Source organism: Nesterenkonia sp. E16_10, assembly GCF_017347085.1.
Taxonomy (GTDB): Bacteria; Actinomycetota; Actinomycetes; order Actinomycetales; family Micrococcaceae; genus Nesterenkonia.
This window is the reverse complement of sequence record NZ_JADPSA010000016.1, coordinates 1-20,668: the sequence shown is the minus strand read 5'-3', so window position 1 is coordinate 20,668 and position 20,668 is coordinate 1. Positions and strand designations below refer to the sequence as shown.

Here is a 20,668-nt window from a genome sequence, read left to right as displayed (position 1 = left end):
CCCAGCCTCATTTTCCATCGCGCTAAGACAAGTTGGAATCGAAAACTCGCTGACCCCATGACCTGAAGTAATTTCTGCAGAGAGAAGCGTGGACTGCACGGGCAGAATAAGGGCAGAATTAAGACATGATCAACGACGCCCTAAACACCTATGCGGACGCTGAACTCGAAGCGTCGCGACCAGCTCCTGACATGGCGATCGCCAATGAGGCAGGCGAGATCATCGCTCACATGCTCGGAGACGGTAAATCCGTGATCGACACGTCGGCAACGATCTGGACCGCCGAGTCGGCCGAGGACCTTCGATCCAGAATCGGAGACAACCCCATCATCGGGACGGACCAAGGCCAGTGGCAGAAGCTCGATCAACAACTCGAGGGCGCGGCCCGGGAAGTCGTCCTGCTCGCTGCCGAACTCGTCTTTCTCCGGGAACATCCGCTGCGTTCCGCCCGCCCTGAAACCCGCCGAACACATGTCGAGCGGGTCCTATCACAGCTTGACTCCCCCACCACGATCCCGGAGCCAATGTCGACCTGGTTGTCTCGACCTGCGGGGACTGCAGGTTTCGAACCCGGCTCCTGGTACAACGGGGCGCTGTGGCGGCACCTTATCTGGGCATCAACTTTCGTGCGCCACTGGAATGACCTGTCGGACGACGAGCGTGAGGCAGCCCGGACAGATCCCTGGGAGTTGCAGCGAGTCATGCTCAACTCTGGAAGCGATCGATCCGACTTCCGCCACATGCTGGAGTATTTCGCCCGGCCAGACACCTTCGAACCAATCACTTCGAAACCGATGAAAGCAAAAATCCGCGATCGTCTAGCCAGCAAGATTGGCGGGACGACGGGCAACACCGCTGCTGCAATCGATCATGACCTTCTGTCGATCCGCGCTGTGATCGCTCGCGAGGTTGAGGGACCCTTCCAGTTCTGGACGCCAGGGGTGGCAGAGCTCTGGGACGGATCTCTCGACCAATCCGCCACTCCGGTCTCTCAGAGCGCAGACTTGGTCGAGCCACGCCCACGCCACTACTGGCTCTATTCTCCTGGGCCTCAGGCATTGAAGTGGGACGAGTTCGCGTCTAAGGACATCATGGCGATCGGCTGGGACGATCTTGACGACCTCGCTACCTACTCTAGCCGCGATGCCATACGTCGGGCACTTGACGTTGAGGGGACCGGCGTATCGCTCAGGAACGACGTCCTGGCAGCATGGCAGTTTCAGAATGAGATCTCGGTAGGCGACATCGTCTACGCCAAGCGTGGACGACGGGAAATTGTTGGTCGTGGCGAGGTCACCTCGGACGCCAGGTTCGAGCCGGACCGCGCCACGTACCATCACGTCCGGTCGGTTAGATGGACCCATGTGGGGTCGTGGGAGCACCCCGGGGATGCCGCCACCAAGACGCTTACCGACATCACGACTTACCACGACTATGTTGAGAAGCTCGAGGCGCTCGTTACTGACGAAGCAGAACCAGGACTACCAGTTACTCCAGAACGTCCTAGCTCCTACGGCAAGGAGGCATTCCTCAGTGAGGTATACCTTTCGGAAGAGCGCTACGACCGACTGGCATCGCTGCTCACCCGGAAGAAGAATGTGATCCTGGCCGGCCCGCCCGGTGTAGGAAAGACCTTCGCCGCGAAGCGCCTGGCGTACTCCATGATGGGCGCGAAGGACCCGAGCAGAGTGCAGACTGTCCAATTCCATCAGAGCTACTCGTATGAGGACTTCATGATGGGGTACCGACCCACCGAGACCGGTGGCTTCACCCTCTCGGAAGGTCCGTTCTACCGGTTCTGCGACGAAGCCAGAGCCGACGACAGCGACCGTCCTTACTTCTTCATCATTGACGAAATCAACCGTGGCAACATCTCGAAGATCTTCGGTGAGCTGCTCATGCTGATCGAAGCCGACAAACGCGGACAAGAGTTGCGCCTCCTGTACAAGAACGAAACATTCTCCGTTCCACCCAACGTCCACATTATTGGCATGATGAACACTGCGGACCGTGGTCTTGCCGTACTCGACTACGCCCTGCGCCGTCGCTTCGGTTTCTTCGAGATGACTCCAGGGTTCGAATCAGCCGGATTCATCCGCTGGCTTCAGGAGGCGGACAACCCGACTCTCGATGATCTCGTCAAGGTTGTCACGAGCCTGAATCAGGCCATTGCCGACGACCCAGCGCTAGGCCAAGGTTTCGCCATCGGACACAGTTTCCTGGCTCGGCCTTCGAACGGTGATGCCAACGAGGCGTCGCTGCTGTCTGTCGTCGACGATGAGCTCATACCTCTGATCCATGAGTATTGGTTTGATGAACCAGCCAAGTCCGAGGAGTGGTCGGCCAGACTCCGGGCGGCTGTTGCATGACGGCCCGGACCATTGCGATACGAAATGTCTATGTGATGATGGCCTACGCTTTTCGGGGGCTCCGCAACGTAGGCAACGATCGCGTAGCGACCGAGTCTTTCGAACACCTCCACGATTTGTTCGCAGAGATGCTGATTCGTGGTGTCGGCACCCAGGTCAAACGCGGTCTCCACCGCGACTACCTTCTTCACAGGGAGGAGCTCGCCACCGTTCGAAGCCGCATCGACATCACTCGGACCGTCGCCACCCGCTCGACGCTCCGAGGAAAGCTCGTGTGTGAGTTCGACGAGTACGACCCCGACACGCCGCATAACCAAGCGCTGAAGTCGGTCATAGTGCTCCTGATCCGCCACGGCGATGTCTACAGCGCTCGAAAGGACGCCCTGCGCCGACTATTGCCTTATCTGGATGCAGTGACTTTGGTTGCACCGACATCGATCCGCTGGGACGCCCTCACCTACCATCGCGCCAACGCGCCGTACCGAATGCTCCTCGGCGTTTGCGAACTGGTCGTCCGAGGGCTTCTACCGACACAAGATGCTGGAACCAGCAAGCTCACCTCGTGGGTCTCGGATGAAGTGATGAGTAGTTTGTTCGAGCGGTTCTTGCTTGAGTACTTCAAGGTCCACTACCCAGACCTTTCACCGAACGCGTCCACCATTGCCTGGGACTACGACTACGCGAGCGCCCTAGGAGCCGCTCAGCTCCCTGCGATGCGCACCGACGTCACTCTTCTGCGGGGAGGACACACACTCATCATCGACGCGAAGTACTACAGCAAGTCAATGCAGACCGGCAGGTGGGGCAAAGCGACCGTGCACTCAGCCAATCTGTACCAACTAGTGACGTACGTGAAGAATGCCGATGTGGACCGCGACGGCTCAGTCAGTGGCCTACTGCTGTACGCACGCACCGAAGCACCTCGACAGCCTGACCTAGATGTTGTGGTCCAGGGAAGCCGGATCGGCGCTCGCACACTGGACCTGGGGCAGCCGTGGGAGCAACTCACCGCTCAGCTCGAAGACATAGTTCGCATGGTGGCTAACTGACACGTGACTTGGATTGTCCTTGGGAGACGGCCTACCGCCCATCCAAGACCATTGCGGTGCTCGCGCGTGGAACCGGTCTGGTCCTGCCGGCCGCGTAGCAGGCCTGCAAACGTCAGTGAGTCCTGAAAGCTGACTAGGCACACGCATCCGTATGGAGTGAGTCAATCGTGAGCAGTTGCAGTACCGATCCATCACAGAGCACCACCTCGGTCCCCCCGTTGAATGAGCCGCTCTACGGTGCCACGCTGGGCCAAGCCGTTGGGCGCTTCTTCGGGAGGTATGCGCACTTCAAGGGTTACGCCTTGCGCAGCCAATACTGGTGGGTTCGGCTCCTCGTGACCGTCGTGGGTGGGCTGATCTCGCTCCCTACCTGCGCCCATGTGGCCCTGCTCTTGGATACTTCGACCTGACTCAGGGCACCGGGAACGTCGAGGGACTGGTCCTGGCCAGCTCGCTGGCGACCCTCGTCTGGAGCCTAGTCACGTTTCTCCCGATGCTCGCCCTGAGCTGGCGCAGGCTGCACGATGCCGGATTCCCTGTGCCTTTGTACTTCGTGGCCCTTGTCCCTGTGATCGGCCCCCTCGCCGCCCTGATCCTGATGTTGTTGCCCACGCGCCTCGACAGGCGAAGCCCCAAATGGGAGTACCCGCTCGAGGCCCACCACCCGAACCCGGACGCCGGGCGGCCCCTCCCCTAGGCGCCACCCGGTCAGCGGAGTCTCAGGACTTCAGCAGCCGCTCCCGCTCGGCCTCCACGTCGTAGTCCGCCGCGGGCCAGCGCAGCTTCAGATCGAAGAACGCCGCGATGAGCAGCTCCTGGACCGCGAGCCGGGAGTACCACTTACGGTCTGCGCCGATCGCATGCCAGGGGGCGTGGTCGGCGTCGGTGGCTTCCATGACCCGCGAGTAGAGCTCCTGGTAGGTGTCGAACTCGGCCCGCGCGTCGGCGTCGGAGGGGTCGTACTTCCAGTGCTTCTCCTTGCGATCCAGCCGCGAGACCAGCCGGTCCAGCTGCTCCTCCTGGGAGATCAGCAGCTTGACCTTGATGATGACGAAGCCCAGCCGGACCAGCTCGCGTTCGAAGAGGATCAGCGCCTCGATGCGACGCTCGATCTCCTCCGGGCTCTCGCTGCCGGTGATGCTGGGCACCAGCACGTCCTCGTAGTGGGAGCGGTCGAAGACGCCCACGTGCCCGGGCCGCGGCAGGCGCCGGATGACCCGCTCCAGGTAGTGCTCGCGCTGCTCCGCCGGGGTGGGTTTGCCGAATCCGGCCACCTCGATGCCCATCGGGTCCATGGAGCTGACCACCTGCTTGACCACCCCGCCCTTGCCGGAGGCATCCATGCCCTGCAGCACCAAGAGAACCCTCGGACCCCGGTCCAGGTTGTTCAACGCGGTCTCCACCTCAGGTGAGAACAGCTCCTCGCGGCGGGCCTTCTCCTGCGGGGTCCGGCGCGGAACCCGTCCGGCGATGGCCTTGGCCACCTCCCACTGATCCGTCTCGGAGGCGGCGACCACATGGGCCCACATGAGCTCCTGCAGATCCGCGAGCATCGCCGAGCGTTCGACGAGCGCGTCCTCGCCGTCGTCCTTCTTGCCCTTGAACCCGATCTTCTCGCGGGTCGGAACGTCTGCGAGCGTGAACGGGGACGGGTACTGGTTCACCCGCCAGAGCGCACGGGGGTCGCCGTCGAACGGGGTCTTCTTCGCGCCCTTGGGCCCGCGGACACCATCCAGCGGGACATCGAGCCGGTGTGCGTTGTTCTCATTCTTGGACACGGTGTCTCCTTGTGGCGGGCGGCTTGCCGGCGGGCAGTCTCAGGGCAAGTATGTCAGTCGGTGGTGCGCGGTGACCTGCGCAGGAAGTCATCGGCGATGTCGTTGAACTGCGCCCACTTCACGCCCTCATGGGAGTTGATGTGTTCGATCAGCCGCTCCAGCATCAACAGCACCTGGGGGCGTCCGGAGACGTCGGGGTGGATGGTGATGGTGAACACCGCGTAGTCGTTCTCGCGGTAGACCCAGTCGAACTGGTCGCGCCAGATCTCTTCGAGCTGGCGAGGGTTCACGAAGCCGTGGCTGTTGGGGCTGGACTTGATGAACATCATCGGCGGCAGGTCATCGAGGTACCAGGACGCCGGGATCTCGACCAGGTCGGTCTCCTCGCCGCGGATCAGCGGCTTCATCCAGGAGCTGGCAGGCTGGTCATAATCGATCTTCGACTGCTCCCATTTGTCCCCGACCCGCACGTAGTAGGGCTCGAAGTCCCGGTGCATCAGCGAGTGGTCATACTTGATGCCCTGCTCGAGCAGCAGCTCGTTGGTGACCGTAGAGAACTCCCACCACGGAGCGACGTAGCCGGTGGGACGGCGGCCGGCGCGCTTCTCGATCAGGTCGATGCAATAGGTCAGGATCTCGGTCTCCTGCTCCCGGGTCATCGCGAGCGGGTTCTCGTGGCTGTAGCCGTGGACCCCGATCTCGTGGCCGGCAGCCACCACCTGGTCGAACTGCTCGGGGAAGGTCTCGATGGAGTGCCCGGGCCAGAACCAGGTGGAGGGGAGGTCGTATTTCGCCAGCAGCTTGTTCAGTCGTGGAACTCCGACCTCACCGGCGAACATGCCGCGGGAGATGTCGCCCGGGGAGTCCTCGCCGCCGTAGGAGCCGAGCCAGCCGCCCACCGCGTCGACGTCGATGCCCAGTGCTACGTAGATCTCTTTGGCCATGATCTGTCCCTCTTTCCTGTGTCGTGCAGTACCTCTGTGAAGTTCTAGTTGTGGTCGCCCAGCCGCGCCTGGAGCTTCTCCTTCGCCAGGCTGGGTGCATGTGTGCTCAGCAGCAGCGCCATCAGGATCCGGGCCTGGGTGGCGGGCAGGTCGGAGAGCGGGACCGCTCCGGCGGCGACGGCGTCCACCGCTCCCCCGCCGCCATAGATCACCGCGACCGGTCCGGTCCCGGTGCGGGTCCCCAGTCCGACCAGGACTCCCTGAGCGGTGGCCTGCGCGATGGCGTCGGTGAGCTGGACGCCGGGGTTGCCGGCGCCTGCACCGAGCACGATCACACCGGTGGCACCTGCCTCCAGGGCCGCGTGCATCAACGCGGCGTCGGCTCCCGGGTAACCCAGGACCAGGTCCACCCGTTGCGTGTCGAAGGATTCATTCGGCAGCGGCAGCGGGTCGGGTGTCAGCGCCTGGGCGAAGTAGCGCGGTCCCGAGCCGAGGACGACGCCCAGGGAACCGGCGCTGCGATGGACGAAGGGCTGAGGGGCCAGTGTGTGATTCTTGCGCAGTCCAAGTGCACTGTGGATCTCGCCGCCGAAGACCAGCAGCACGCCTTGACCTCTTGACGCCGGGGAGGCAGCGGTGCGGATGGCATCATGCAGATTGCGGGGACCGTCACTGTCGAATTGGTCGGGGCTGCGCTGGGCTCCGGTGAACACCACCGGCCGAGGATCATCGTGGGTGAACCCAAGCAGGGCGAGGGTTTCCTCCATGGTGTCGGTGCCATGAGTGACGACGACGCCGTCGACGTCCGCCCGGCGCAGGATCCGCGCCACCGCATGGGCGATCCGAGAGAGGTCGGCGAAGCTGAAGTTGAAGGAATTCTGCACGGCGATGTCCTCGGACTCCAACGAGACGCCGGCTCCGTCGGCATCGACACCAAAGTCGTCGAGTCCGTGGAGCTCCAGACCTCTGATCAGGTCGGCGGCGCTGTCCTTGGCGCGGGAGCCGCCCTCGGAGCTCGGACGGGAAGAGATGGTTCCCCCGGTGGCCAGCACGACGATCCGGGTCATGTCAGCCTCCATTCTGGTGGTCGGAACTGTCTTCTTCGAGTCCATCACAGACCAGCGTTGAGGACAACGACATTCTGCTGGGGCATCGCGAGCGTTACCCTCGGATTGACGCCTCCCATGGATGCCTGCTCGATACGGGCCTGGGTCCGCACGGGGATAGAGAAGGAGCACCACACATGTCATCCTCCGACACCCCCATCCGAGTGATGCTGCTCGCGGATCCCGGCGTGGCCGCCCGCCGAATCAAGAAGATCGAGGAATCGTTCGCGGCCGAGGCACGCGAGGTCTTCATCGACGAGGTCACGGTGGAGATCGAGATCCGAAGTCTGCGCATCACCCCAGCAGGGAGCCTCGACATCGAGGCTCTGAGACAGCTCGACGAAGAGCACCTCGATGCCGATGCCGTGCTGATGCTCACCGAGGTCCCGCGACACATCGAAGGACGACCTCTGGTGGCGGAGATCCTCGCCAAGAGCCGGACCGCGGTCATCTCCTACCCGACGCTGGGAGTGCTCTCGACCAAGCGGCGGATCCGTGAGATCTTCATGGACTGCCTGCTGCGGCTGCTGCCGGATTCCCACGGGCCGCTGCAGAAGGAGTACCGATAGCGATGGACCCGTTGGCAGCCGGTCGAGCCCAGCGGACGGCACCGCCTGTTCGCCCACCCTGGCACCGGCGAAGTGCGCACGCTCGTCGGCATGACCGTCGCCAACGACCCCTTCCGGACCGCGCCGAAGCTCTCCGGTGCTCTCGCCGGCGCAGCCGCGGTGGGCGCCTTCGGCATCTTCTACTACTCGATCTGGGAGATGGCGGATGCCCTGAGCACGGCGCGCCTGCTCTCCATCGGGGTCGCGGTGATCCTGAGCATGGTGGTCTGGCTGATCTTCACCAACCGGCTCTGGGACAAACCCACGAACCAGGATCTGGCACGGGTCGTCTGGCTCTCCAACGGGTCCACCGTGCTGACTCTGCTGATCGCGGTGTCGATGCTCTACGTGGCCTTGGTGGTGACCATTCTCATCGGCGCGCTCGTGGTCATAGACCCTGACTTCTTGGCGGACCTCATCGGCAGCGAGATCAGCTTCTTCAACTACCTGGACATCGCCTGGCTCAGTGCGGCGATGGGGGTCGTGGCCGGAGCCGTAGGCTCCACCTTCGACTCCAGCATGGACATCCGCCGCATCACCCATGGCCAGCGTGAGTCTCAGCGGCGGTATTCGGAGGACGAGCTGGGGTAGATGGTGTTCTTGGTGACCCGAGATTCATGTCCGTGGTCACATCTAGGGTGATCTTCACTGCCGCAGAACACGCTTTGTTCTCTGCGTCAGCCCACTGGATCTCCAGTGGATCGCCCGAGGGAAAGGGACACCATGAATCACTCGCACCAGGATCAGCACCCCACCGACCAGTACCCGAATACGCAGTATTCCAACGATCAGTATCAGCCTTACCCGCCCGCCGCGGCTGGCGGGGAGGCACCAGCCAAGAAGCGGCGGCGCTGGCCGTGGATCGCTGGGATCGTCGTCGCGCTGCTCGCTGGGGTTGGAATCGGCAGCGGTGGAGAGGAAGAACCGGAGGTCGTCACCGAGACCGAGACGGAGACGATCACGGAGGAGGTCGAGGTGGAGGTAGAAGTCGAACCGGCGGATCTCGAGGAGCGCCGTGAGGCCATTGCCGAGGACGAAGAACTGCTCGAGACCCGGGCATCGGAGCTCGACGATCGCGAAGAGACCTTGGACGCCCGCGAAGAAGAGCTGGCATCCCAGGCCGAGGAAGAGGCCCAGACAGAGGAAGCTGACCAGGAAGAGACGTCAGTCTCGGATTCAGGCTCCATCCCAGGCTCTGGAACCTTCCTCATCGGCGAGGAGATCCAGCCTGGCACCTACCGCACCGAGGACACCTCGGGGTTCTGCTATTGGGCCCGGCTCTCGGGACTCAGCGGTGAGTTCGACGACATCATCACCAACGGCATTCCTGAGGGACAAGGGTTCGTCACCATCGCGGAGACTGACGTCGCCTTTGAGACCAGCGACTGCGGCGAGTGGGTCGCGCAGTAGCCATCTCTTTCGCGGAGCTGGGTGAGTCCGCTTCGGGCTCACCCAGCTCCGCACTTGGAGAGTGAAGACCTCGAGCCACATACGCATCGACATATTCGGCCACGACACTTGAGTAAATCTGTGTCACAGATCACTATGGAGATAGGCAATTGCGCCGTGCAGCCTTCACCCTCCTGAGAGGTCACACCCATGTCCACCATCTCCACCCTTGACACCACCACCCTCCTCGACGACTCCCGCTGGGACAGCAAGATCTTCACCGGCGAATGGCAGACCGGCGGCGGTGAGCTGATCCCGATCACCGAGCCCGCCACCGGCGAGAGCCTCGGCACTGCCGGCGGCGCCTCCGTGGCCGACGTCGAGCATTCCGCCACCGCCGCTGCCGCTGCGCAGAAGCAGTGGGCCGCGATGAAGCACTCCGAGCGTGCCGCAGTGCTGCGCCGCGCCGGAATCCTCTTCGAGGAACACGCCAAGGAGATCGAGACCTGGATTGTGCGGGAGACCGGCGGCGTCCCGACCAAGGCAGCCCTGGAGACTCACGTCGCAGCGGCCGAGTGCTTCGAGGCGGCCGCGCTGCCCTCGGCGCCCTCCGGTGAGGTGCTGGCCACCGAGCAGCCGCGCTGGTCCTTCGCGCGGCGCCGCCCGGCCGGCGTCGTCTCGGTGATCTCTCCGTTCAACTTCCCGCTGATCCTCTCCATCAGGTCCGTGGCCCCAGCGCTGGCGCTGGGCAACGCGGTGCTGTTGAAGCCGGATCCGCGCACCACAGTCTCCGGCGGTGTGGCCATCACCCGGATCTTCGAAGAGGCCGGCCTCCCCGCCGGCGTGCTGCACCTGCTGCCCGGTGGCGGAGACGTGGGCAAGGCACTCACCGAGGCCCCTGAGGTGCGCATCATCTCCTTCACCGGTTCCACCGCGGCCGGACGCCTGGTCGGTGAGACCGCCGGCAGGCTGCTCAAGCGCGCGCACCTGGAGCTTGGCGGCAACAACGCCCTGGTCATCCTGCCCGGCGCGGACCTGGACAAGGCCGCCTCGGCCGGGGCCTTCGGCTCCTTCCTGCACCAAGGTCAGGTCTGCATGACCACCGGGCGCCACCTGGTGCACGAGTCGCTGAAGGAGGAGTACATCGCGAAGCTGAGCCAGAAGGCGAAGCACCTTCCCGTGGGCAACCCCGCCGAGGAGGGCATCGCGATCGGCCCGATTATCGATGCCAAGCAGCGCGACCGGATCCACTCGATCGTCCAAGACTCCGCCGCGCAGGGTGGCACGGTGGAGGCCGGCGGCGAGTTCACCGACCTGTTCTACTCCCCCACCGTGATCTCCGGGATCAGCATCGACAACCCGGCCTGGGCCGAGGAGATCTTCGGCCCGGTGGCCCCGGTGATCTCCTTCTCCACCATCGAAGAGGCCGTGGAGATCATCAACGGCAGCGACTACGGACTCTCGGTCGGTGTGCTGGGTGATGTGGGTCTGGCGATGAAGATCGCCGACCAGGTCGACTCCGGCAAGGTCCACATCAACGAACAGACCGTGGGCGATGAGGCGAATGCCCCCTTCGGCGGGGTCGGCGATTCCGGCACCGGCTCCCGGGTCGGCGGGGCGAGCGCGAACATCGAGTCCTTCACCGAGACCCAGTGGCTGACCGTGCGCTCGGAGATCGCTCCCTACCCGTTCTAGACTGCGCATGATCTGCCGGAGGCCGGAAGGGAGCGCTATGAAGTCCCGAGAGAAAGTGGCACTGCTCCTCGTCTGGAGCGCTGTCACGTGGGCTGTGGTCGTCCGCCTGACGCAGGGCGAGGGAACCCTCCTGGTCGTGACAACCGCAATGGTCGCGCTCGGCGTCACCTCAGGAGTGGTGACGCGCAGACGATCCTCTCCTCACACGCCAGCGGAGAACCACTGACGATCGTGCCCCGAATGGAATCCTCCGTTCGGGGCACGACTGTGTAGTCACCGGTGCGTGCCTGAGGGTCAGGCTTCGTCGATGCTGACCTGGGCCTTCTCCTTACGGCCGAAGGCCCAGAGCAGCAGCTCCTCGGGTGCCCCGGTGATTGTGCGCTTCGGGGCAGAGGCCGGGCCAGCCGTCGTCGAGCCGTAGCCGGGGCTGACGAAGGTGATGCGCTGCTTCGCGGAGCGGGCGGCCATGGGGAACATCATCGACCCCTGCTTCCACAGTCGCCGGCGCAGCTTCTCGGAGATGCTGCGCGGATGCTTCGGGTCGAAGTCCGGCTGCGCGCGCAGCACGTCTTCGGTGTGGATGTAGAACTCCGCGGTGTTCATCAGGTCATTCAGCGGCGGGAAGTTCTGCGGGAAGTACGACGGCGGCCCGGCCTGTGCCCGCTCCACCAACGACTCGTACCCGGTGCTGCGCAGATTCTGCAGGGCCTTGCTCGCCCGGTCTCCGACCACAGGGAGGCTCGGACCGATCATCAGGTCCGGGCGGGAATCCCGGATCACGATGTGCAGCGCAAGATCTTCTGCCGCCCATCCTTCACACAGCGTGGGGGCATCTGCGGAGACACTGCGCAGGGCAGTGGCCAGGGCTCGGCGTTGCTCGGAAGCTGTGGAGGTCATAGGCCCAAGTGTATGGTCGGGTGCATCAATTGGGTACGGGAAGGACCATGACATGACACCTCAGGCACGCACCGAAACTTGGCTCGAACCACATGGCTCCCCGGATTCCACGGTGAAGCAGCTGATCGTGCTGATCCTCTTCGTCGGGATCCCGCAGGCCGTGGGATTCCTGGGCAGCCTACTCACCTCGGATCAGACCGACGGCTGGTACGCCGAGGCGGACAAGGCCGCCTGGACTCCGCCGGATGCGGTATTCGGCCCGGTCTGGACCGTGCTGTATCTGCTGATGGGCGTCGGCGCCTGGTTGGTCTGGCGACGCCGGCACAGCGTCAACGCCACCCCGGCCCTGGCGCTCTTCGTGGGACAGCTGGTGCTCAACAGCATCTGGTCCCCGCTGTTCTTTGGCGGCTACCCGATCTTCGGCACTGCGGCGCTCTGGGCGGCGATGGTGCTCATCGTGGTGCTGATGGTCGCGATCGCGCTGACCATCTGGCGGTTCTGGCCGATCTCCCGGATCGGGGCCTACCTGCTGCTGCCGTACCTCGCCTGGACGCTGTATGCCTCCACGCTGAACTTCTACATCGCCCTGATGAACTAGAGCTCCAGCTCCCGCAGCTTGGCCTCGACGTCCGCGTTGGAGGGTTCCACCTGGTGTGAGCCGTCGGGGTAGACGACCACCGGGATCCGTCTGCGCCCCGAGATCTCCTCGGCCACCTTTGCGGCGGCCACGTCCTGCTCCAGGTCGATGTAGTCGTAGTCCAGCTCCAGCGCGTCGAGCTGGGCCTTGGTCCGCCGGCAGTCCCCGCACCACTGCGCGCCGAACATCCGGATCTTGGTCTCTGCTGCCATCGGTTCGATCTCCTTCAGCTGCCCAGGACGTGTTCGAGGGCTTCCTGCAATGTGTGGTGCCGGAACGCGTAGCCCAGGGCCTGGGCCTTCACCGAGGTCACCTGCTGATCCGCGCCGACGATCTCCTTGGCGCCCTGCTCACCGAGGACCAGCTTCGGGCCGAAGGCCGGCACCGGGATCGCCGAGGGGCGACGCATGACCGCGGCCAGCGTCTTGGAGTACTGCTTGGCGGTGACCGGCTCCGGGCCCACGCCGTTGACCGGGCCTTCGGCGTGTGGGTTCAGCGCCAGGTGCACGAAAAGCGAGGCGATGTCATCGATGCTGATCCAGCTCTGCCATTCCTTGTCTCCCAGCGGCCCGCCGGCACCCACGGTGTAGAGCGGGAGCAGCTGGGACAGGGCGCCGCCGGCGGGAGTCTGCACGATCCCGGTGCGGACGATGCCAACCCGGACGCCGGCCTTCTTGGCCGGTGCGGTGCTCTCTTCCCACTTCTTGCAGACCTCGGCGAGGTAGTCCGTGCCGGCCGGTGAGTCCTCGGTGAGGATGGCGCTGCGCAGGGACCGGTCCTCCGGGGTCGCACCGTAGTAGCCGATGGCGGAGCTGCTGATCAGCACCCGGCCACGCTGGTCAGCTTCCTCGAGATGCGCGAGCGTGGTGGCGATCAGCGAGGTGCCCTCCACGCGGGAGTCCAGAACCTTCTTCTTGTGCTCCTCGGTGAAGCGGGCGGCCAGCGGGTGCCCGGCGAGGTGGATCACGGCGTCCACGTCACGCAGCGACTCGGGGTCCAGGGTGCCGGCCTCGGGATCCCAGGCGATCTCCCCGGCGCTGCTGCTTGAGGAGCTTCCGCTGCCGCGGACCATCCGGCGGACCTCGATGCCGGCGCCGCCGAGCAGCGCGCAGACCTGACGTCCGATCAGCCCGGAGGCGCCGCTCACGGCCACGACCTTGATCGGGGCGGCCTCGGGCAGGTGGTTCGTGTCTTGGTTCAGCTGTGAGGCCAGACGGCCATGGGACTGGTGGAAGGCGAGGTCATCGCTGCTCTGCCGGCCGCGGTAGGCGAAGATCCGGTTGAGCTCGGTCTCGAACTGGCGGGCGACCACCTTCTGGACCGCGGCGGGGAGCCGGTCCACCACGGGCAGCTCGTAGGTGACCTTCTCGCGCAGGACCATGCCGGCGCCGTCGTCTTCGAAGCTGCGGTCATGCCGCCAGGACTTCGCGGGGCCGGAGATCATCTCATCGGAGAAGCTGTGGCCGGCCTTGAAGTTGGTGTGCCGCGAGCGCCACTTGGTGTAGCCGCGCATCGGCAGCGAGCTGGCCGAGCCGGCCATGTCCATCAGCCCGGCGAGCGTGGTGCCGAAGAGGCTGGGCATGTTGATCCCGAGCACCGACTCCGAGCCGTCCTGCAGACCGTTGCTGGGCTCCTCGATCACCCGACCGGCGAAGGGCGGATGCAGCCGCACCAGCGCACCCGGACGGGCGTACCAGTCGAAGACGTCTTCACGGGAGAAGGGCAGGTGGGTCTCGTACTCGAAGATCGGCATAATGCCTCCTGGTAGACCTGGCGCGGCAGCTTAGCCGGAACGCTACCAGGCCGCACTGCCCGGTGGCTGGGTGTTGCTGGTCGACTCCCAGCCGCGTCCGCTTCGGAGACTGCGCGATGCTAATCTCAGGCCATGCCGGTTCGTCACACTCGCCGCGCCCGCGCTGCGCGCCGGCGAAGCAGACGCGTCGCCGCCTCGGGCAGCGACCTGACCCAGGAGCAGTGGTTCCGCATCCTTGAGGCCTGGGCGTGCTGCGCCTATTGCGGGGCCGAGGGCGCTCCGCTCCAGAAGGACTGCGTCTCCCCCATCTCACGGGGCGGTCGCTACACGCTCGAGAACGTCGTGCCGGCCTGCGCGTCCTGCAATGCGAGCAAGTCCAATGACGAGGTCACCTCCTGGATCCGACGACGGCGCTTCGACGAGCCGGCGTTCCTGCGACGGTGGGTCGAGATCACCCGCGCGCTGCGCGCGGAGGACGCGCCGAGCTGATCACGCCGCGTCCCCGGACCCATGTCCTGGGGCGCTGAAGTCGACGTGCTCGGAGGCTCGCGTCCGTGTCCCACCCCTGTGACAGAGTGGTCTCGTGAGCATCTCCAGCACGAACACAGCCCGCCCTGACTCCTCCGCCGCCGAGCGCGATCCGGCCTTCTACACCGAGGCCCGCGAGCGCCTGGCCGCTCTGGCCGGAGCCGAGGTGGACTTCCGTGACGGCCAGTTTGAGGCGATCTCAGCGCTGGTCCAGGATCGACGTCGGGTGCTGGTGGTGCAGAAGACCGGCTGGGGCAAGTCCGCGGTCTACTTCCTCGCCGCGCACCTGCTGCGCAGCCGCGGACGCGGGGTCAGCCTGATCGTCTCCCCGCTGATCGCTCTCATGCGTGACCAGATCGCCGCCGCCACCCGAGCCGGGGTGCGCGCCCAGGCGGTCAGCTCGGCGAACGCCCACGAGTGGGACTCCATCATGGAATCCCTGCGCAATGACGAGCTCGACGTGCTGCTGATCTCCCCAGAACGCCTGGCCAACCCGCGCTTCCGCGACGAGGTGCTCCCCGGGCTGCTGCAGCGCATGGGCATGCTCGTGGTCGATGAGGCGCACTGCATCTCGGACTGGGGTCACGACTTCCGGCCGGACTACCGGCGCATCGGGGAGATCGTGCGTAACCTCCCCGCCGAGGTCCCGGTGTTGGCCACCACCGCCACCGCGAACTCGCGGGTGGTCGATGATATCGCCGCCCAGCTCGCCCCCGCGGGGGAAGCCTCCGCAGCTGAGGGTCCAGACAAGGAGGTCATGGTGCTGCGCGGCACGCTCAGCCGGGAATCCCTGCGCCTGGGCGTGCTCTCGCTGCCGGATTCCGAGCAGCGCATCGCCTGGCTGACCCAGCACCTGAAGGACCTCACCGGCAGCGGGATCGTGTATGCGCTGACCATCTCCCAGGCCACCGATCTCGCCGCGCATCTGAATGCCCACGGCTATCAGGTCGCCGCCTACACCGGGCAGACCGACCCGGATGAGCGCCAGCAGCTGGAGCAGGCGCTGAAGGACAACACCGTGAAGGCGCTGATCGCGACCAGCGCGCTGGGCATGGGATTCGACAAACCCGACCTCGGGTTCGTGGTCCACCTCGGCGCTCCCTCCTCCCCGGTCTCCTATTACCAGCAAATCGGCCGTGCCGGACGCGCCGTGGACAGCGCCGACGTGCTGCTGATGCCCGGCAAGGAGGACATCCGGATCTGGGAGTACTTCGCCCAGGCCTCGATGCCCACCCAGGAGCGCGCCGACGCCGTGCTCGGCGCCCTGTCTCCGGAGACCACGCTATCGGTCGCCAAGCTCGAGGCCATGGTGGAGATCCGCCGCTCCCCGCTGGAGCTACTGCTGAAGGTCTTAGAGGTCGACGGCAGCGTCCGCCGGGTCTCCGGCGGCTGGCTCTCCACCGGTCGCCCCTGGACCTACGACGCCGAACGCTATGACACCATCCTGGCGATGCGCCGGGCCGAGCAGCAGCTCATGCTCGACTACGAGCGGCTCCCCGCCGGGGTCTGCCGGATGGTCTTCCTGGCCCATGCCCTCGACGACGAGGAGGCCCAGCCCTGCGGGCGCTGTGACACCTGCGCAGACACCTGGTTCCCGCACGATGTCTCCCAGTCCGCGCTCTCCGAGGCCAAGGACAGCCTGGACCGGGTCGGTCTGGAGATCGCCCCGCGCAAGCAGTGGCCCACCGGGCTCAACGCCCTGGGGATCGATCTCAAGGGCAAGCTGCCCGCCGAGGCGCAGGCCCAGCCCGGACGGGCCCTCGCCCGGCTGAGCGACCTCGGCTGGGGCACCCCGGTGCGCGAGGCGCTCCAGGGCGCCGACGCCGAGGTCTCCGAACAGCTGGTGCGCGGAGCGATCCGGGTCTTGGCCGAATGGGGCTGGTCGCGGCGACCCGACGTCGTCGTCTCGATGCCCTCACGGAGGCATCCGCTGCTGGTGGACTCGACCGCCCGGGCGCTGGCCCAGGTCGGGCGGCTCCCCTACGCGGGGGCGCTGGAGTGGGCCGAGGGTGGTCCCACGAGCACCCCGGACACCAACAGCGCGTTCCGGCTGGCCGGACTGCTGGGGAAGTTCGCGGTGCCCTCGGCGCTTGCCGAACAGATCGACGGCGCCGCGGTGCTGCTGGTCGATGACGAGGTCGTCTCGCGCTGGACGCTCACCGTGGCCGCCCGAGAGCTGCGCGGCGCAGGGGCGGCCGAGGTGCTGCCCTTCGCACTGGGCATGCGCGGCTGATCCGGATTGATCCGGGCTGGTCTGGGCTGATCCGGGCAGCCTCCAACTGCTGCGGCGCGGGCGGCGATCCTGGATACTCCCAGGTCCAGCCACCAGGATGAGGAGCATTGCCAGATGTCAGCTCCCGGCCACCGGCATCCCCTGAGGAAGGACCACCTGTGAACTCGCAGACCCCGCACACCGCCCATGAGCCCTCAAACACGCACCGCTCGGTCTGGCTGGACAGCTACTCCCCCGAGTCCATCCCGACCGACTCGTTCACCGAGGGTGCGCACTATGACACCGTCGTCGCCGGAGCCGGGCTGACCGGGTTGACCACGGCGGTGCTCCTGGCCCGGGCCGGGCACAAGGTCGCGGTGCTCGAGGCCAGGGCGGTCGGCGTGGTCGCCACCGGCAACACCACCGCGAAGCTCTCGCTGCTGCAGGGCACCACCCTTTCCAGCATCCGCAAGCACCACTCGGATGAGGTGCTGCAGGCCTATGTGGACGGCAACCATGAGGGCGTCTCCTGGTTGGTGCGCTACATGCAGGAACACGGGGTGCCGTTTCAGCAGCGCACGGCCTACACCTATGCCACCACCGAATCCGGCCTCTCCGCCGTGAACCAGGAGTTCGCCGCCTGCCAAGCGGCTGGGCTGCCGGTGACCTGGACCGATCAGACCGATCTGCCGTTCGAGGTCAGCGGGGCCGTGGCCCTGGAGAAGCAGACCCAGTTCCACCCGATGGAGGTGCTGGCCGCTCTGGCCGCCGAGCTGCGCGAACGCGGCGGGGAACTCATCGATGGCGTGCGGGTGACCGGGGCGACCTCGCACGGGCCTGACGGTGACTCGGCGGGCGCAGCTGCCGCCGCGGGATCCCATTCGGGAACTCCGCGAGCCTCTGCCGAGGACGACACCGAGGGCTCCCCGCTGGACCCGGCGGTGGATGAGGCGCCGCTGACCATCGAGACATCACAGGGACCGGTGACCGCGGGACGGCTGATGCTCGCCACCGGGGTCCCGGTGCTCGATCGCGGCGGCTACTTCGCCAAGCTCAAACCCAACCGCTCCTACGCGATGACCTACCGGGTGCCCGGGGCTCCGGTCAGCATCCCGAAGGGCATGTATCTCAGCGCGGACACCCCCGGCCGGACGCTGCGCACCGTCCCGGTCCACGGCGAGGAGCTGCTGCTGATCGGCGGCAACGACCACGTCGTCGGCCGATCCCCCTCGGAGCGCGCCGCCGTGGATGACCTCGAGGCCTGGGCGCAGGAACACTTCCCCGGCGCCCAGCGCACCCACGTCTGGTCCGCCCAGGACTACCGCACCGCGCAGTACGTCCCGTTCTTCGGCACCCTGCCCCGCGGCGGCGGCAAGATCTACCTGGCCACCGGGTACAACAAGTGGGGCATGTCCAACGCGGTGGCCGCCGCCCTGGCCATCTCCGCGCAGATCCTCGGCGGGCATATGGAATGGGCCGAGACGCTGAGCGCACGTGCCGTGACACCCTCCGATGTGTTCACCGGGATCAAGGACAACCTCGAGGTCGGCGGAACACTGGTCGCCGGCTGGGTCGGCGCCGAGCTGCATGCCCTGCCCGAGGACGTCCCCGCCGAGGGCGAGGGCCAGGTGGGCCGCGATCACGGGACACCGGTCGGGGTCTCCACGGTGAATGGTCAGACCTGCAAGGTCTCCGCCGTCTGCCCCCACCTGGGTGGGGTGCTGAAGTGGAACGACGCGGCCCTGTCCTGGGACTGCCCGCTGCACGGCTCGCGCTTCGCCGCCGACGGGGAGCTGCTGGAAGGACCTGCGGTCACGAATCTCTCGCGACGCTGAAGACCGGCGGTTCCTCGACCTGGAAGTCCCGCGGGTAGGAGGCCTGGGCGCCCACGCGGGTGGTCGCCGAGGCGGCGAACCGGGCGGCGATGGCTGCTGCCGTCTCCAGGTTGTCCCCGCAGGTGATCCGCCCGAGCAGAGCCCCGGCGAAGGCGTCCCCCGCGCCGCTGGTGTCGACGGCCTGCACCTCCACGCTGGGCACATACACCGTGGCGTGGCCGGAAGCGTGGATGCTCGCACCGGCCGCCCCGCGGGTGACGATCAGTGTTTCGATGCCCAACGCCGCGGCAAGGTCCTCAGGTTGAGAACCCGGCTCCGCCGCGCCGGCGCGCTCCAGCAGCGCGGCGGCCTCACCCTCGTTGACGATCACCAGGTCCACATCGCGCAGATCCAACGTGCGCTCGGGAAGCGGCGAAGCGTTCAGCGCGACCTTGACCCGCGCTGCGCGGGCTTTCGCCGCGGTCTCCAGGACGGTGTCCAGCGGGACCTCCAGGCTGAGCAGGATCCAGCCGGCCCCGGCCAGCAGCTCCTGCGGGCAGTCCTGCGCCCGCAGCTCCGCATTGGCCCCGGGGACCACCACGATGGTGTTCTCCCCGTCGCTGCGCACGGTGATGAACGCCATCCCCTGCGCAGCGCGGCCCGGCGTGACGGCGTCGACGTGCACTCCGGCCTCGCGCAGCGAGCGCACCGCCTCGGCGCCGGCGGCGTCGGACCCGCAGCGCGCGATCAGGTGCGACTGGGCGCCGACCAGCGCTGCGGCCACGGCCTGGTTCGCGCTCTTGCCGCCGGTGGCGGTCTCCGAGCCGGTGGCCAGCAGCGTCTCCCCGGGCTGCGGGAACTCGGGAAGCTGCGCGGTGATGTCCCGGTTCACCGATCCCATGACCAGCAGTGACATGGCTGTCCTTCCTCCTCTGCGGCAACTCTGCCCCATGATGCCAGCGATGCACCCAGCACCGCCGCCGAAGCGAAAGAAAGATGGTCACGCTTCGCGCAGATTCACGCCACGACGGCGTCCTGCGGGGACAGGATCACCTCTGAGTCAGACGCCTTCCTTGTCCCGCTGATCCGCCGGGCCGAAGATCTTCCCCGCAGGGGTCTGCAGGGTATGCCGGTCCGCGAGCTCGGGATGGTGCATATCCAGCGCAGGACGCTCGGAACGGATCCGCGGCAGCGAGTAGAAGTTATGCCGCGGCGGTGGGCAGGAGGTCGCCCACTCCAGCGATCCGCCGAAGCCCCACGGATCATCCACCAGCACCTTCTTGCCCTTGCGCGAGGTGATCCAGACATTCCAGAAGAACGGGATCAGCGAAGCACCCAGCAGCATGGAGAACACCGTGGAGAACTGGTTCATCGTGGTGAACCCGTCTTCGACCATGTAATCCGCATAACGACGCGGCATGCCCATCACGCCCAGCCAGTGCTGGATCATGAACGTGCCGTGGAAGCCCACGAAGAGCATCCAGAAGTTGATCTTGCCCAGACGCTCATTGAGCATCCTGCCCGTCCACTTGGGCCACCAGAAGTAGAACCCGGCGAACATCGCGAAGACCACGGTGCCGAAGACCACGTAGTGGAAGTGCGCCACCACGAAGTAGGTGTCGGAGACGTGGAAATTCAACGGGGGCGCCGCGAGGATCACACCGGTGAGCCCGCCGAAGAGGAAGGTCACCAAAAAGCCCAGGCTCCAGAGCATCGGGGCCTCGAAGGTCAGCGACCCTCGCCAGAGCGTGCCGATCCAGTTGAAGAACTTCACCCCGGTGGGCACCGCGATCAACATGGTCATCAGCGCGAAGAACGGCAGCAGCACCGCACCGGTGACATACATGTGGTGGGCCCACACGGTCACCGACAGGGCGCCGATGGCGATG

The 20,668-nt window shown here is 66.0% G+C and carries 19 protein-coding genes; 11 read left to right on the top strand and 8 right to left on the bottom strand.

Annotation, left to right across the window (positions count from 1 at the left end; genetic code table 11):
* Positions 1–125: 125 nt before the first annotated feature.
* From I2487_RS04715 to I2487_RS15835, 3 genes are all read left to right on the top strand, one after another.
* Positions 126–2,369 carry an McrB family protein gene (locus I2487_RS04715; protein ID WP_255545951.1) on the top strand — a complete coding sequence of 748 codons (2,244 nt, stop codon included), beginning with the start codon at positions 126–128 and terminating at the stop codon, positions 2,367–2,369.
* Positions 2,366–3,418: a 5-methylcytosine-specific restriction endonuclease system specificity protein McrC gene (gene mcrC, locus I2487_RS04710; protein WP_207170821.1), complete on the top strand. Its 1,053-nt coding sequence runs from the start codon at positions 2,366–2,368 to the stop codon at positions 3,416–3,418. The genes I2487_RS04715 and mcrC overlap by 4 nt, the downstream gene beginning before the upstream one ends.
* A 319-nt stretch (positions 3,419–3,737) precedes the next feature.
* Complete coding sequence (locus I2487_RS15835) at positions 3,738–4,115, top strand: DUF805 domain-containing protein (RefSeq protein ID WP_207170820.1); 378 nt, start codon at positions 3,738–3,740, stop codon at positions 4,113–4,115.
* 22 nt (positions 4,116–4,137) lie between these two features.
* Here the strand turns inward: I2487_RS15835 and I2487_RS04700 are convergent, their stop codons facing one another.
* From I2487_RS04700 to I2487_RS04690, 3 genes are read right to left on the bottom strand one after another with little or no spacing between them, the layout of a single operon-like run.
* Complete coding sequence (locus tag I2487_RS04700) at positions 4,138–5,196, bottom strand: polyphosphate kinase 2 family protein (protein WP_207170819.1); 1,059 nt, start codon at positions 5,194–5,196, stop codon at positions 4,138–4,140.
* A 53-nt stretch (positions 5,197–5,249) separates the two neighbouring features.
* A complete protein-coding gene (locus tag I2487_RS04695; RefSeq protein WP_207170818.1) occupies positions 5,250–6,140 on the bottom strand; it encodes a polysaccharide deacetylase family protein in 891 nt (296 codons plus the stop codon).
* Between the two features lie 44 nt (positions 6,141–6,184).
* Entirely contained in the window at positions 6,185–7,207 is a 1,023-nt protein-coding gene (locus tag I2487_RS04690; RefSeq protein WP_207170817.1) for an asparaginase, read from the bottom strand.
* A gap of 176 nt (positions 7,208–7,383) precedes the next feature.
* Between I2487_RS04690 and I2487_RS04685 the strand changes: the two genes are divergently transcribed.
* The 4 genes from I2487_RS04685 to I2487_RS04670 all read left to right on the top strand — a co-directional run bounded on the left by I2487_RS04685 (position 7,384) and on the right by I2487_RS04670 (position 10,938).
* Positions 7,384–7,815, top strand: coding sequence for a hypothetical protein (locus I2487_RS04685; RefSeq protein WP_207170816.1), 432 nt, complete (start codon positions 7,384–7,386; stop codon positions 7,813–7,815).
* A 90-nt stretch (positions 7,816–7,905) separates the two neighbouring features.
* Complete coding sequence (locus tag I2487_RS04680; RefSeq protein ID WP_207170815.1) at positions 7,906–8,445, top strand: hypothetical protein; 540 nt, start codon at positions 7,906–7,908, stop codon at positions 8,443–8,445.
* Positions 8,446–8,577: 132 nt separating this feature from the next.
* A complete protein-coding gene (locus tag I2487_RS04675; RefSeq protein WP_207170814.1) occupies positions 8,578–9,264 on the top strand; it encodes an Rv1352/Rv1906c domain-containing protein in 687 nt (228 codons plus the stop codon).
* A gap of 189 nt (positions 9,265–9,453) precedes the next feature.
* Positions 9,454–10,938, top strand: a complete 1,485-nt coding sequence (locus I2487_RS04670; protein ID WP_207170813.1) for a benzaldehyde dehydrogenase — start codon at positions 9,454–9,456, stop codon at positions 10,936–10,938.
* Positions 10,939–11,232: 294 nt separating this feature from the next.
* Here the strand turns inward: I2487_RS04670 and I2487_RS04665 are convergent, their stop codons facing one another.
* Complete coding sequence (locus tag I2487_RS04665) at positions 11,233–11,835, bottom strand: TIGR03085 family metal-binding protein (RefSeq protein ID WP_207170812.1); 603 nt, start codon at positions 11,833–11,835, stop codon at positions 11,233–11,235.
* A gap of 52 nt (positions 11,836–11,887) precedes the next feature.
* Between I2487_RS04665 and I2487_RS04660 the strand changes: the two genes are divergently transcribed.
* Entirely contained in the window at positions 11,888–12,433 is a 546-nt protein-coding gene (locus I2487_RS04660; RefSeq protein WP_207170811.1) for a TspO/MBR family protein, read from the top strand.
* Here I2487_RS04660 and I2487_RS04655 read toward each other — a convergent pair.
* Both I2487_RS04655 and I2487_RS04650 read right to left on the bottom strand, forming a co-directional pair.
* A complete protein-coding gene (locus tag I2487_RS04655) occupies positions 12,430–12,684 on the bottom strand; it encodes a glutaredoxin domain-containing protein (RefSeq protein ID WP_207170810.1) in 255 nt (84 codons plus the stop codon). The two genes, I2487_RS04660 and I2487_RS04655, sit on opposite strands and share 4 nt — an antisense overlap.
* 14 nt (positions 12,685–12,698) lie before the next feature.
* Positions 12,699–14,225, bottom strand: a complete 1,527-nt coding sequence (locus I2487_RS04650; RefSeq protein ID WP_207170809.1) for a TIGR01777 family oxidoreductase — start codon at positions 14,223–14,225, stop codon at positions 12,699–12,701.
* A 132-nt stretch (positions 14,226–14,357) separates the two neighbouring features.
* Here I2487_RS04650 and I2487_RS04645 point away from each other — a divergent pair, with 132 nt between their 5' ends.
* The 3 genes from I2487_RS04645 to I2487_RS04635 all read left to right on the top strand — a co-directional run bounded on the left by I2487_RS04645 (position 14,358) and on the right by I2487_RS04635 (position 18,800).
* Positions 14,358–14,714, top strand: coding sequence for an HNH endonuclease (locus tag I2487_RS04645; RefSeq protein WP_207170808.1), 357 nt, complete (start codon positions 14,358–14,360; stop codon positions 14,712–14,714).
* A 100-nt stretch (positions 14,715–14,814) separates the two neighbouring features.
* Positions 14,815–16,986: a RecQ family ATP-dependent DNA helicase gene (locus I2487_RS04640; protein ID WP_207170963.1), complete on the top strand. Its 2,172-nt coding sequence runs from the start codon at positions 14,815–14,817 to the stop codon at positions 16,984–16,986.
* Between the two features lie 158 nt (positions 16,987–17,144).
* Complete coding sequence (locus I2487_RS04635; RefSeq protein ID WP_207173014.1) at positions 17,145–18,800, top strand: FAD-dependent oxidoreductase; 1,656 nt, start codon at positions 17,145–17,147, stop codon at positions 18,798–18,800.
* Here the strand turns inward: I2487_RS04635 and I2487_RS04630 are convergent.
* Both I2487_RS04630 and I2487_RS04625 read right to left on the bottom strand, forming a co-directional pair.
* Positions 18,778–19,695, bottom strand: coding sequence for a ribokinase (locus tag I2487_RS04630; RefSeq protein ID WP_207172320.1), 918 nt, complete (start codon positions 19,693–19,695; stop codon positions 18,778–18,780). The two genes, I2487_RS04635 and I2487_RS04630, sit on opposite strands and share 23 nt — an antisense overlap.
* A 144-nt stretch (positions 19,696–19,839) precedes the next feature.
* The coding region (locus I2487_RS04625; RefSeq protein ID WP_207173013.1) for a cytochrome c oxidase subunit I at positions 19,840–20,668 on the bottom strand (829 nt) is incomplete at its 5' end.

Coding starts and splice junctions, on each gene's coding strand:
- I2487_RS04715 (WP_255545951.1), top strand. CDS start 126: ATGATCAACGACGCCCTAAACACCTATGCGGACGCTGAACTCGAAGCG.
- mcrC (WP_207170821.1), top strand. CDS start 2,366: ATGACGGCCCGGACCATTGCGATACGAAATGTCTATGTGATGATGGCC.
- I2487_RS04695 (WP_207170818.1), bottom strand. CDS start 6,140: ATGGCCAAAGAGATCTACGTAGCACTGGGCATCGACGTCGACGCGGTG.
- I2487_RS04690 (WP_207170817.1), bottom strand. CDS start 7,207: ATGACCCGGATCGTCGTGCTGGCCACCGGGGGAACCATCTCTTCCCGT.
- I2487_RS04685 (WP_207170816.1), top strand. CDS start 7,384: ATGTCATCCTCCGACACCCCCATCCGAGTGATGCTGCTCGCGGATCCC.
- I2487_RS04680 (WP_207170815.1), top strand. CDS start 7,906: ATGACCGTCGCCAACGACCCCTTCCGGACCGCGCCGAAGCTCTCCGGT.
- I2487_RS04675 (WP_207170814.1), top strand. CDS start 8,578: ATGAATCACTCGCACCAGGATCAGCACCCCACCGACCAGTACCCGAAT.
- I2487_RS04670 (WP_207170813.1), top strand. CDS start 9,454: ATGTCCACCATCTCCACCCTTGACACCACCACCCTCCTCGACGACTCC.
- I2487_RS04665 (WP_207170812.1), bottom strand. CDS start 11,835: ATGACCTCCACAGCTTCCGAGCAACGCCGAGCCCTGGCCACTGCCCTG.
- I2487_RS04660 (WP_207170811.1), top strand. CDS start 11,888: ATGACACCTCAGGCACGCACCGAAACTTGGCTCGAACCACATGGCTCC.
- I2487_RS04655 (WP_207170810.1), bottom strand. CDS start 12,684: ATGGCAGCAGAGACCAAGATCCGGATGTTCGGCGCGCAGTGGTGCGGG.
- I2487_RS04650 (WP_207170809.1), bottom strand. CDS start 14,225: ATGCCGATCTTCGAGTACGAGACCCACCTGCCCTTCTCCCGTGAAGAC.
- I2487_RS04645 (WP_207170808.1), top strand. CDS start 14,358: ATGCCGGTTCGTCACACTCGCCGCGCCCGCGCTGCGCGCCGGCGAAGC.
- I2487_RS04630 (WP_207172320.1), bottom strand. CDS start 19,695: ATGTCACTGCTGGTCATGGGATCGGTGAACCGGGACATCACCGCGCAG.